The organism is Salmonella enterica subsp. diarizonae (genome assembly GCF_008692785.1).
GTDB lineage: Bacteria > Pseudomonadota > Gammaproteobacteria > Enterobacterales > Enterobacteriaceae > Salmonella > Salmonella diarizonae.
In genome coordinates this window covers 310,183-323,042 of record NZ_VXJV01000006.1, presented here as the reverse complement: position 1 = coordinate 323,042, position 12,860 = coordinate 310,183, and the positions used below count along the sequence as shown (strand labels likewise).

The window sequence follows — 12,860 nt, the reverse complement described above, 5'->3', positions numbered from 1 at the left end:
ACCGCTGATTAATGGCTAAAAAATGTTTCATTGTGTACCGCGTCATTAACCGCCTGGGTCAGACGGCGCAACTGCTCTGGACGAATAATGTAGGGCGGCATCAGATAGATTAGTTTGCCGAACGGCCTGATCCAGACGCCTTGCCCGACGAAGAAGCGCTGAAGCGCCGCCATATTGACCGGATGTGTGGTTTCAACCACCCCAATCGCGCCCAACACCCGCACATCCGCCACCCAGGGCGAACGTTGTGCGGGGGCTAACTCAGCGCGTAACTGAGACTCGATGGACGCCACCTGTTGGCGCCATTCGCCGCTTTCCAGCAGCGTCAGGCTGGCGCAGGCGGCGGCGCAGGCCAGCGGATTCCCCATAAACGTCGGGCCATGCATAAAACACCCCGCCTCGCCGTTGCTAATAGTCTCTGCAACCTGGCGTGTGGTGAGCGTTGCCGAGAGGGTCATGGTGCCGCCGGTTAACGCTTTGCCGAGACACAGAATATCCGGCGAGATCCCGGCGTGCTCGCAGGCAAACAGTTTGCCGGTACGGCCAAACCCGGTGGCTATTTCATCGGCAATCAGCAGAATGCCTTCGCGATCGCACATGTTACGGATACGCCTGAGCCATTGTGGATGATATATGCGCATCCCGCCCGCGCCCTGGACGATGGGTTCCAGAATCACGGCAGCTATTTCATGGCGATGCGCGGCCATCAGGCGGGCAAATGGCGCAATGTCGCTTTCATCCCATTCGCCATCCATCCGGCTTTGCGGCGCCGGCGCGAACAGATTTTCTGGCAGATAGCCTTTCCACAAGCTGTGCATGGAGTTATCCGGATCGCACACTGACATCGCGCCGAACGTGTCGCCATGATAACCGTTGCGGAACGTCAGGAAACGCTGACGCGATTCGCCCCGCGCCCGCCAGTATTGCAGCGCCATCTTCATGGCCACCTCCACCGACACCGAACCGGAGTCGGCCAAAAAGACACACTCCAGCGGCTCAGGCGTTATCGCGACCAGTTTACGGCACAGATTCACCGCAGGCTTGTGGGTTATGCCGCCGAACATCACATGCGACATGGCGTCAATTTGCGATTTCATCGCCGCGTTCAATTGCGGGTGGTTGTAACCATGAATGGCCGCCCACCAGGAGGACATCCCCTCAATCAGGCGTTCGCCCGAGGCGAGGATCAGTTCGCAGCCTTCGGCCCGCTCAACGAGATATACCGGCAGCGGCGAGGTCATGGAAGTGTAAGGATGCCAAATATGGCGTTTATCGAAGGCAAGATCGTCCGTTGTCATAATCGACTTGTAAACCAAATTAAAAAGATTTAGGTTTACGAGTCTACACCATATCAAAAACAAACAACATATTTTGGAGAAGCCCGATGGCTCGCCACCCACGCTGGACACTGTCGCAAGTAACCGAATTATTTGAAAAACCACTGCTGGAATTGCTGTTTGAAGCGCAGCAAATTCATCGCCAGCATTTCGATCCGCAGCAGGTACAGGTCAGCACGTTGCTGTCGATCAAAACCGGCGCCTGCCCGGAGGATTGTAAATACTGCCCGCAGAGCTCGCGCTATAAAACCGGACTGGAAGCCGAGCGTTTAATGGAGGTCGAGCAGGTACTGGACTCCGCCCGCAAAGCGAAAAACGCTGGTTCGACCCGCTTCTGTATGGGGGCGGCCTGGAAGAATCCGCATGAACGCGATATGCCTTATCTGGAGCAGATTGTACAGGGCGTCAAAGCGATGGGGCTGGAAACATGTATGACGCTCGGCATGTTGAACGAGAGCCAGGCGCAGCGTCTGGCTAACGCCGGGCTGGATTACTACAACCACAACCTCGATACCTCGCCGGAGTTTTACGGCAATATCATCACCACCCGTACCTATCAGGAGCGCCTCGACACGCTGGAAAAAGTCCGTGAAGCAGGGATTAAAGTGTGCTCCGGCGGCATTGTCGGTCTGGGCGAAACGGTCAACGATCGCGCCGGACTGTTGTTGCAGCTCGCGAATCTGCCGACGCCGCCGGAAAGTGTGCCAATCAACATGCTCGTGAAGGTGAAAGGCACGCCGCTTGCGGATAACGATGACGTGGATGCGTTTGATTTTATTCGTACTATCGCCGTGGCGCGCATCATGATGCCGACCTCATACGTGCGTCTTTCCGCAGGGCGTGAACAGATGAACGAGCAGACTCAAGCGATGTGTTTTATGGCCGGGGCGAACTCGATTTTCTATGGCTGCAAATTGTTAACTACGCCAAATCCGGCAGAGGACAAGGATCTGCAGTTATTCCGCAAGCTGGGACTGAATCCGCAGCAGACCAGGGTGCTGGCGGGCGATAACGAGCAGCAGCAACGTCTGGAGCAGACGCTGATGACGCCGGACACTGATGATTATTACAACGCGGCAGCATTATGAGTTGGCAACAACGCGTCGACGATGCGCTGACGGCGCGTCGGGCGACGGATACGTTGCGCCGCCGCTATGTGGTGTCGCAGGGCACCGGACGCTGGCTGGTAGCGAACGGGCGACAGTATCTTAACTTCTCCAGCAATGATTACCTCGGCTTAAGTCAGCATCCGCAGATCATTCGCGCCTGGCAACAGGCGGCGACGCGTTTTGGCGTCGGCAGCGGCGGGTCGGGGCATATCAGCGGTTATTCCGTGGCGCACCAGGCGTTAGAGGAGGAACTGGCGCAATGGTTAGGATATCCGCGCGCGTTGCTGTTTATCTCTGGCTTTGCGGCGAATCAGGCGGTTATTACCGCGTTAATGAAAAAAAACGACCGGATTGTGGCCGACAGGTTGAGTCATGCTTCGTTGCTGGAGGCCGCTAATCAGAGTCCGGCGCAGCTTCGTCGCTTTATCCATAATGATACGCGGCATCTGTCGCGTTTACTGCAATCGCCCTGCCTGGGTCAGAAACTGGTCGTGACGGAAGGTATGTACAGTATGGACGGCGATAGCGCGCCGCTGGCGGAAATCCAGCACATTGCCCACAAGCATCATGCCTGGCTGTTGGTTGATGATGCGCACGGCATCGGCGTGACTGGCGATGAGGGGCGGGGCACCTGCTGGCAACAGGGGGTGAAGCCTGAGTTGCTGGTGGTGACTTTCGGTAAAGGATTTGGCGTCAGCGGCGCCGCGGTGCTCTGTTCGGAAAGCGTCGCGGATTATCTGCTGCAATTCGCCCGTCATCTGGTTTACAGCACCAGTATGCCCCCCGCGCAGGCGCAGGCGTTAAGCGCCTCGCTGGCCGTGATCCGTAGCGATGAAGGTTGTGAACGGCGCGAAAAACTCGCCGCTCTGGTTCAGCGCTTTCGGGCGGGCGTTAACGCGTCCCGATTTACGCTACTGAATGCCCATAGTGCCATCCAGCCGTTAATGGTGGGCGATAACAGCCGCGCGCTGCGCCTGGCGGAGGCGCTGCGTCGACAAGGATGCTGGGCGACGGCGATTCGCCCGCCGACGGTGCCTGTCGGTACGGCGCGCCTGCGCTTAACGTTAACGCAGGCGCATGAAGCGTGCGATATTGATCGTCTTCTGGAGGTGCTGCATGGCGCAGGTGAATAAGCAGGCTATTGCGGCGGCGTTTGGCCGGGCCGCATCGCAATATGAACAGCACGCCTCTTTGCAGCAACACAGCGCGGATGCGCTGCTGACGCTGTTGGCAGGCCGCCACTTTGCCAGTGTATTGGACGCAGGCTGTGGCCCCGGACGTATGAGCCGTTACTGGCGTGAACGGGGGAGCGAAGTGACTGCCCTGGATCTTTCGCTGCCGATGCTGCAACAGGCGCGCGATCGTAAGGCGGCGCATCACTATTTGCTGGCGGATATCGAAGCGATTCCCCATGACGCCGGCATTTTTGACCTGGCCTGGAGCAACCTGGCGGTCCAGTGGTGCGGTGATTTACGCGACGCGTTGAGCGAGTTGTACCGGGTCGTACGGCCCGGCGGCGTGGTGGCATTTACCACGTTGTGCCAGGGATCGTTGCCGGAACTGCGTCAGGCATGGCAGGCCGTCGATAATCGCGCTCACGCGAATAGCTTTTTGCCGGAAGAGGCAATTGACCACGCGCTGCGCGGCTGGCGGGCGTATCGTCATACTCAGGCGATGACATTGTGGTTTGAGGATGCCCTGAGCGCGATGCGCTCGCTCAAAGGAATTGGCGCCACTCATCTTCATGAAGGGCGGGAGTCTGATGTGTTAACCCGCGCCCGGCTTAGAAAAATTCAGTTGGCATGGCCGCAGCGGCAGGGGAAATATCCGCTGACGTACCATCTTTTTATGGGAGTGATTGAACGTGACTAAACGCTATTTCGTCACCGGTACTGATACCGAAGTCGGTAAAACGGTCGCCAGTTGCGCCTTATTGCAGGCCGCAACGCAGTTAGGTTATCAAACCGTAGGCTATAAGCCCGTCGCTTCCGGCAGCGAAATGACAACCGACGGGCTACGCAATAGCGATGCGTTGGCCTTGCAGCGTAACAGCAGCCTGCCGCAACCTTATTCTGCTATCAATCCTTATACTTTTGCCGAGCCTACCTCTCCCCACATCGTTAGCGCCGACGAAGGCCGGACGATAGAGGCGGTGGTGTTATCACGTGGATTGCGAACGCTGGAGGCGCAGGCAGATTGGGTGTTGACAGAAGGGGCAGGCGGCTGGTTTACGCCGCTCTCTGCCACACTGACGTTTGCCGACTGGGTACAGGCGGAGCGGTTGCCGGTGATTCTGGTCGTTGGCGTCAAGCTGGGCTGTATTAATCACGCCATGCTGACGGCGCTGGCGGTAAAACAGGCCGGGTTGCCGCTTGCCGGATGGATAGCCAACGACGTACAGCCGCCGGGCGCGCGTCATGGTGAATATCTCGCTACGCTTCGCCGCGTCATACCGGCCCCGCTATTAGGGGAAATTCCGTGGCTGGGCGTTTCCCCCTCTCAGGCTGCAACAGGACAGTATCTTGAACTTAGCCCCCTGGAGCGGGCATAACCTCGCTTAAAAACCGCCTTCTTGCAGGATCAGACGATCCTGCTGTTCTTTCGCCAGACCCTCCTGGCTTCATCCTGATAAAAATGTGCAAAATGTGAGCGTGTACGCATCAGTTTTTCCCGCTACGTTAGCCAATAATCAGCCAAAAATAGCGATAATTTTTTTTTATCGCCCGGCGAAAACGTCCGGCGCTGATTTTGCCAGGCGGCAGGGGATACGGGCTGGAAGCAGTTATCCACTATTCCTGTGGATAACCTTGTGTATTAGAGTTAGAAAACACAACGTAAGCGAGAGGCGACGCGGCCTGCGACTAAATTGGCGCGAAAGACGGCTTGAGAAAATATCCCTTTTTAGACAGCGAGTTATATAAAATCAATGGTTGTAAAGGAAGGGGGAGGCATTGACATAAAACTTTCATCATACGTCTTGACAAATGTTAAAAAAGACTCTGGTCTGGGGATAACCGCATGCTGCTGGAATTTTATTCCGCGACTGTCTACATTTTGCCTCGCGACGGCGTGGGTTATTTGCCGATAGCCACTATACATTAAAGTGTTACTGTTTTTTCATCCAGTATTTTTTATTGGCAATATTCACCGCCAGGAGTAAAATTATACACCTGCCCGCTCACACCTTCAGGTAGCCGCCCATGAGTAAACCGTTCAAACTGAATTCCGCTTTTAAACCTTCTGGCGATCAGCCGGACGCTATACGTCGCCTGGAAGAGGGACTGGAGGACGGGCTGGCGCATCAGACGCTATTGGGCGTAACCGGCTCCGGGAAGACATTCACCATTGCCAACGTCATTGCTGACTTGCAGCGGCCAACGATGGTGCTTGCGCCCAATAAAACCCTGGCGGCGCAGCTCTACGGCGAAATGAAAGAGTTTTTCCCGGAAAACGCGGTGGAGTATTTCGTCTCCTACTATGACTACTATCAGCCGGAAGCGTATGTGCCAAGTTCGGATACGTTTATCGAAAAAGACGCTTCGGTAAACGAACATATTGAGCAAATGCGGTTGTCGGCAACGAAAGCTCTGCTTGAGCGACGCGATGTCGTGGTGGTGGCTTCCGTGTCCGCTATTTACGGGCTGGGCGATCCGGATCTCTATCTGAAAATGATGCTGCATCTGACGGTCGGAATGCTGATTGACCAGCGTGCAATTTTGCGTCGGCTGGCGGAATTGCAATACACCCGTAACGATCAAGCTTTTCAGCGCGGTACCTTTCGCGTGCGCGGCGAAGTGATCGACATCTTCCCGGCTGAATCTGACGACATTGCGCTACGCGTTGAGCTGTTTGATGAAGAAGTGGAACGTCTGTCGCTGTTTGACCCGTTAACCGGGCAGGTAGAGTCAACGGTGCCACGTTATACCATCTATCCCAAAACGCACTACGTGACGCCGCGCGAGCGTATTCTGCAGGCGATGGAAGAGATAAAAGATGAGCTGGCGGACAGGCGTAAGGTCCTGTTGGCGAATAATAAGCTGCTTGAAGAGCAGCGATTAAGCCAGCGCACGCAGTTCGATTTAGAGATGATGAACGAGCTGGGCTACTGCTCAGGCATTGAAAACTATTCCCGCTTCCTGTCGGGTCGTGGGCCGGGCGAACCGCCGCCAACCTTGTTCGATTATCTGCCCGCCGATGGACTGCTGGTAGTGGATGAGTCCCACGTCACGATCCCGCAGATAGGCGGCATGTATCGCGGCGACCGGGCGCGCAAAGAGACGCTGGTCGAGTATGGCTTCCGTCTGCCTTCGGCGTTGGATAACCGTCCGCTGAAGTTTGAAGAGTTTGAAGCCTTGGCGCCGCAAACCATCTATGTTTCCGCCACGCCTGGCAACTATGAGCTGGAGAAATCTGGTGATGAGGTGGTGGATCAGGTCGTGCGACCGACCGGGCTGTTGGACCCGATCATTGAAGTGCGTCCGGTGGCAACCCAGGTGGACGATCTGCTTTCCGAAATCCGTCAACGTGCGGTCATTAATGAACGCGTCCTTGTCACTACGCTCACCAAACGGATGGCGGAAGATTTGACCGAATATCTGGAAGAGCACGGCGAGCGCGTGCGTTACCTGCACTCGGATATTGATACCGTGGAGCGCATGGAAATCATCCGTGATTTGCGTCTGGGCGAGTTTGACGTTCTGGTGGGGATTAACCTGCTGCGCGAAGGGCTGGATATGCCGGAAGTCTCGCTGGTGGCGATTCTGGACGCCGATAAAGAGGGCTTCCTGCGCTCCGAACGTTCCCTGATTCAGACCATAGGTCGCGCGGCGCGTAACGTTAACGGTAAAGCGATTCTGTATGGCGATAAAATCACGCCGTCGATGGCGAAGGCGATTGGTGAAACCGAGCGTCGTCGCGAGAAGCAGCAGAAGTACAACGAAGAACACGGTATCACTCCGCAGGGGCTGAACAAAAAAGTGGTCGACATCCTGGCGTTGGGGCAGAACATTGCGAAAACCAAAGCGAAGGGGAAAGGCAAGGGCCGTTCTACGGCAAAAGCCGGGATTGTCGAACTGGATATGACGCCGAAAGCGTTGCAGCAGAAAATTCATGAGCTGGAAGGGCAAATGATGAAGCACGCGCAAAATCTGGAGTTTGAAGAAGCCGCGCAAATTCGCGACCAGTTGCATCAGCTACGCGAGTTGTTTATCGCGGCATCCTGACAACGCGTCGATCGTCGGCGCTTTCGCATTGTGAGTAGCATCAGGTAAGGGGTACATACATCACCTGTATAATTGCCTGCTTTTGATAGTTTTAGTCCAACAGCAAGGGCTGAGTTAGTCAGGAACGGAAAACAGTTACAGGCGTTGACCAACGAGATTGCCTAAAAGATCAAAAAAAACAGTAACTTAGGTGGTTCAGTCACTACTGAAGAAAATTAGCGTTGAGGTCGAGCTCAACGCTAAAAGTACCTGTCTCCCCAGCTATGAGAAAAACTGCTTCGTATTATCGGTATAGCTATTCTTATGGTCGTCATTTTAATCTTATGTGAGTTCGTTGGAAGAGTGTTATGGCAACAGATTACATCATCCTACGTAAAAATGGGGTGATGGAAGTCCTGGCGTTTATAAGTAAGGTGCTAAGAATACTGGGTGACTAGCCCAAAATAATAACTAATATGGCCTTTTATTTAAAGTTGAGAATATCTGTATCCGCTACTTTGGGTTACTTCCAGATCAGGGAGGGAAAATATGTTTAATATCACCAATACGCAATCTGCTGTAAGGAATCAAAGTATTAGTAACGAGGAATTAAAAGAGGTACTTCCGGAAGATGAGATATGGAGTAAAATTAGTATTTTTTTCGCTTCAGAATATCAGATTGAAGTACAAAGCTGCATCGCTTATCTTTGTCATCCACCTGAAACCGCCTCGCCAGAAGAGATCAAAAGTAAGTTTGAATGTTTGAGGACGTTAGCTTTCCCAGCGTATGCGGATAATATTCAATGTAGTAGAGGGGGGACAGACCAATACTGTATTTTGAATGAAAATAGTCAGGAGATCCTGTCTATAATTTTTAATACAGATAGTTATACCGTTGAGTGCGGGGGAGAGACGGTAACCTATACCCGTGAGACAGAAAGCGAGCAGGCGAGTGGCGCTCCAGGCTTCAGCCCCAAAGGTGCTGTGAATTATGATTTAATCTGGTCTGAGTGGGCAAAAGAGGCGCCACCGAAAGAGGCTCAAGGTCGTGAAGAAGCCGTACAACGGATGCGTGACTGCCTGAAAAATAATAAGACGGAACTCCGTCTGAAAATATTAGGACTTACCACTATACCCGCCTGTATTCCTGAGCAGATAACTACTCTGATACTCGATAACAATCAACTGAAAAGTTTGCCGGAAAATTTACAGGGAAATATAAAGACCCTGTATGCCAGAAGTAATCAGCTAACCAGTATCCCTGCCACGTTACCGGATACCATACAGAAAATGGATCTGAGCATTAACTTTATTACTGAATTACCGGGACGTTTGCCTTCAGCGCTTCAATCGCTGGATCTTTTTCATAATAAAATTAGTTGCCTACCTGAAAATCTACCTGAGGAACTTCTGTACCTGAGCGTTTATGCTAACAGCATAGGGACACTGCCAGAACATTTTCCGTCAGGGATTACCCATTTGAATGTGCAGAGTAATTCGTTAACCGCTCTGCCCGAAACACTGCCGCCGGGCTTGAAGACTCTGGAGGCCGGCGAAAATGACTTAACCAGTCTGCCCGCATCGTTACCAACAGAATTACAGGTTCTGGATGTAAGTAAAAATCAGATTACTGTTCTGCCTGAAACACTACCTCCCACGATAATAAATCTGGACGTTTCCCGTAACGAATTGATTAACCTACCGGAAAACCTCCCGGTGGCATTACAAGTCATGCAGGCCTCTCGCAATCACCTGGTCCGTCTCCCGGAGTCGTTACCCCATTTTCGTGGTGAAGGACCTCAACCTACAAGAATAATCGTAGAATATAATCCTTTTTCAGAACGAACAATACAGAATATGCAGCGGCTGATGTCCTCTGTAGATTATCAGGGACCCCAGGTATTCTTCGCCATGGGCGACTTTTCAATTGTTCGGGTAACACGACCACTGCATGAAGCTGTCCAGGGTTGGCTAACCTGTCTCGAGGAGGAAGATGTCAACAAATGGCGGGCGTTTGAGGCAGAGGCAAACGCTGCAGCTTTCAGCAGATTCCTGGACTATCTTGGTGATACGCAGAATACCAGACACCCGGATTTTAAGGAACAAGTCTCCGCCTGGCTAATGCGCCTGGCTGATGATAGCGCACTAAGAGAAACCGCATTTATTATAGCGATGGATGCAACGATAAGCTGTGAAGATCGGGTCACACTGACATACCACCAAATGCAGGAAGCGACGTTGGTTCATGATGCTGAAAGAGGCGCCTTTGATAGCCAATTAGCGGAACTGATTATGGCGGGGCGTGAAATCTTTCGGCTGGAGCAAATAGAATCGCTCGCGAGAGAAAAGGTAAAACGGCTGTTTTTTATTGACGAAATTGAAGTATTTCTGGGTTTTCAGAATCAGTTACGAGAGTCGCTGTCGCTGACAACAATGACTCGGGATATGCGGTTCTATAACGTTTCGGGTATCACTGAGTCTGACCTGGACGAGGCGGAAATAAGGATAAAAATTGCTGAAAATAGCGATTTTCACAAATGGTTTGCGTTATGGGGGCCGTGGCATAAAGTGCTGGAGCGTATAGCGCCAGAAGAGTGGCGTGAAATGATGGATAAAAGGGCTGAGTGTATTGAAACGGATGAGTATCAGATCCGAGTCAACGCTGAACTGGAAGCGTTAGGAATAGCAGGTGATCCTGACGCAGAGCGCATGACTGGGATGCGGATAATGGAAGAGATTAATCAGACCCTCTTTACTGAGAACATGGAGAATGTATTGATGAAAAAAGGGGTGAGCTCGCTCATGAGCGCCTACTGGCGATAGCTGAGCGCAGTTTATCAGAAGGGGGAGAGAGCCTGTTTACCATTCGGTGTAAACAGGCTTCTGATAAGCGCAGCGTCATCCGGTAAATGTCATTAACCCAACGCCTGTAGCGCTTTTTCCAGCGCATTATGTAATAACTGACGATCGTGGCGATAGGGGATATCGCTGGCCTCCAGCACTTCCTGAATCACCACCCGGTCGTTAACCGCGCTGACATCGACTTTCGGTCCAACCACCACTGCGTCAATAACCTTTTTGCCAATATATTGTTCCATCATCGCCAGCTTATCGACCAGCGTTAAACTGGCGGCGGGCAGACTTAATTCGCGGCCCAGATTGCCGATATACACCATTGGCGCCGGGGTGCGCCGCAGTGCCTGCGCCAGTTCATCCAGCAGCAGGCCAGGCATCAGGCTGGTATAAAAACTGCCAGGGCCAATCAGAATCAAATCCGCGTCATTAATGGCCTGTACCGCTTCCCGCGTCGCCGGAACGTTTGGCGTTAACATGATCTCCTGCGGCGGCGTCGCTAACTGATCGATATTCACCTCGCCGTAAACCTCATGCCCCTGTTCGTCAATCGCCATCAGATCTACCGGTAGTTCGGACATCGGGATCAGCTGCGCGTCCACTTTAAGCAGATTACGAATTAGATTGATCGCTTCCAGAGGCCGCACGCTCAGGTGATCTAACGCCTTTAACATCAAATTTCCGAGATTATGACCAGAAAGTTCGCCATTACCGCCAAAACGATACTCAAACATAGCGGATGCGACGCTGGGTTCGGTAATTAACTGGTTCAGACAGTTGCGCATATCGCCCCAGGCGATCCCGCCTTCCGAACGGCGAATACGGCCAGTTGACCCTCCGTTATCCGTGGTAGTAACAATACCGGTCAGGCGTGAACCTAATGAAGAAAGCGAGGAGAGGACGCGTCCTAATCCATGCCCTCCGCCGAGGGCGACGACACGATCCAGGTCAGCCAGCGTACGATTGCGCATAAAAATTCCTGAAGTCAGATAAACAGCGTTACAGTAGCGCAAATGGCGGGTTTTCAGCAATTAGCTAGCAGGCTAAAAGTCGATAAATTGTTTTTAACTACCCCTTTTTAGCGAGGACGTTGTCACCGCTAAATGATGTATATCAATATAAAAGTGCGATTTTCACGTATTCTGTCGTTAAATAGCACGATCATGTCGCTATGTATATGTTTATATAGCGAAAGCGGGATGGCGAAATTGTCATTTACACGCTAGTATCGGCATAACCACAGTAAACACTCTAGCCTCTGCACCTGGGTCATTTTGATACGGTGTTTTGGCCGTGACAACGTTCAGCGTTTGCCACCAGGGCGCAGGAAGAAATGACTCCGCCTCCCGTATTTGGAAAGGTGTACATGGCTTCACAACTTACCGATGCTTTCGCGCGTAAGTTTTATTACTTACGTTTGTCGATTACCGATGTGTGCAACTTTCGTTGCACCTACTGTCTGCCGGATGGCTACAAACCAGGCGGCGTCACTAACAATGGTTTCCTTACCGTCGATGAAATTCGTCGCGTTACGCGCGCTTTTGCCAGTCTTGGCACGGAAAAGGTGCGTCTTACCGGCGGCGAGCCTTCATTACGTCGCGATTTTACCGACATCATTGCCGCCGTAGGTGAAAATGACGCTATTCGCCAGATCGCGGTGACAACTAACGGTTATCGACTGGCGCGTGATGCTGCGAACTGGCGCGAAGCGGGTCTGACGGGCGTCAACGTCAGCGTGGATAGTCTGGATGCGCGTCAGTTCCATGCGATTACCGGTCAGGATAAATTCCGCCAGGTGATGGCGGGCATCGATGCCGCCTTTGACGCCGGTTTCGAAAAGGTGAAAGTCAATACCGTGCTGATGCGCGATGTGAATCACCATCAGTTGGATACCTTCCTTGCATGGATTCAGCCTCGCCCCATTCAGCTACGCTTCATTGAACTTATGGAGACGGGCGAGGGGAGCGACCTCTTCCGTAAACATCATATTTCTGGTCAGGTACTGCGCGACGAGCTGATTACGCGCGGCTGGATCCACCAGCAACGCCAGCGTAGCGATGGCCCGGCGCAGGTTTTTTGTCACCCCGATTATGCCGGTGAGATCGGCCTCATTATGCCGTATGAAAAAGACTTCTGCGCCACCTGTAACCGCCTGCGCGTTTCGTCCGTCGGTAAGCTGCATTTATGTCTGTTTGGCGACGGCGGCTTGAGTTTGCGCGACCTGTTGCAGGATGACGTGCAGCAATACGCGCTTGAGGAACGTATTTCCGACGCGTTGCGGGAGAAAAAGCAGACCCATTTCCTTCACCAGAGCAATACTGGTATTACGCAAAATTTATCCTACATTGGCGGTTAATCCT

The 12,860-nt window shown here is 52.8% G+C and carries 9 protein-coding genes and 1 riboswitch; of the genes, 7 read left to right on the top strand and 2 right to left on the bottom strand.

The window, feature by feature from the left end:
* Window positions 1-8: 8 nt before the first annotated feature.
* Window positions 9-1,298, bottom strand: a complete 1,290-nt coding sequence (gene bioA, locus F4V72_RS14635) for an adenosylmethionine--8-amino-7-oxononanoate transaminase (protein WP_150342469.1) — start codon at window positions 1,296-1,298, stop codon at window positions 9-11.
* 86 nt (window positions 1,299-1,384) lie between these two features.
* On the opposite strand from bioA, the gene bioB reads away from it, so the two are divergent.
* The 6 genes from bioB to slrP all read left to right on the top strand — a co-directional run bounded on the left by bioB (window position 1,385) and on the right by slrP (window position 10,470).
* On the top strand, window positions 1,385-2,425 hold the full coding sequence (gene bioB, locus F4V72_RS14630; protein WP_000090726.1) for a biotin synthase BioB: 1,041 nt from the start codon (window positions 1,385-1,387) through the stop codon (window positions 2,423-2,425).
* Window positions 2,422-3,579, top strand: a complete 1,158-nt coding sequence (gene bioF / locus F4V72_RS14625) for an 8-amino-7-oxononanoate synthase (RefSeq protein WP_136058399.1) — start codon at window positions 2,422-2,424, stop codon at window positions 3,577-3,579. The genes bioB and bioF overlap by 4 nt, the downstream gene beginning before the upstream one ends.
* On the top strand, window positions 3,563-4,318 hold the full coding sequence (gene bioC, locus F4V72_RS14620; protein WP_023248177.1) for a malonyl-ACP O-methyltransferase BioC: 756 nt from the start codon (window positions 3,563-3,565) through the stop codon (window positions 4,316-4,318). Before bioF ends, bioC begins: the two co-directional genes overlap by 17 nt.
* Complete coding sequence (bioD, locus tag F4V72_RS14615; protein ID WP_023248176.1) at window positions 4,311-4,997, top strand: dethiobiotin synthase; 687 nt, start codon at window positions 4,311-4,313, stop codon at window positions 4,995-4,997. The genes bioC and bioD overlap by 8 nt, the downstream gene beginning before the upstream one ends.
* A gap of 649 nt (window positions 4,998-5,646) precedes the next feature.
* Complete coding sequence (gene uvrB, locus F4V72_RS14605; protein ID WP_114048682.1) at window positions 5,647-7,668, top strand: excinuclease ABC subunit UvrB; 2,022 nt, start codon at window positions 5,647-5,649, stop codon at window positions 7,666-7,668.
* Window positions 7,669-8,196: 528 nt separating this feature from the next.
* Window positions 8,197-10,470, top strand: a complete 2,274-nt coding sequence (gene slrP, locus F4V72_RS14595; RefSeq protein WP_080070652.1) for an SPI-1 type III secretion system effector E3 ubiquitin transferase SlrP — start codon at window positions 8,197-8,199, stop codon at window positions 10,468-10,470.
* 92 nt (window positions 10,471-10,562) lie between these two features.
* On the opposite strand, the gene yvcK is transcribed toward slrP, so the two are convergent.
* Window positions 10,563-11,471, bottom strand: a complete 909-nt coding sequence (gene yvcK / locus F4V72_RS14590; RefSeq protein ID WP_023248174.1) for a uridine diphosphate-N-acetylglucosamine-binding protein YvcK — start codon at window positions 11,469-11,471, stop codon at window positions 10,563-10,565.
* A gap of 264 nt (window positions 11,472-11,735) precedes the next feature.
* A riboswitch (molybdenum cofactor riboswitch) is annotated at window positions 11,736-11,879 on the top strand.
* On the opposite strand from yvcK, the gene moaA reads away from it, so the two are divergent.
* The gene (gene moaA, locus F4V72_RS14585) at window positions 11,867-12,856 is read left to right on the top strand and encodes a GTP 3',8-cyclase MoaA (RefSeq protein WP_136058398.1); all 990 of its coding nucleotides are present in this window, start codon (window positions 11,867-11,869) and stop codon (window positions 12,854-12,856) included. It overlaps the preceding riboswitch by 13 nt.
* The last annotated feature ends 4 nt before the right edge of the window (window positions 12,857-12,860 follow it).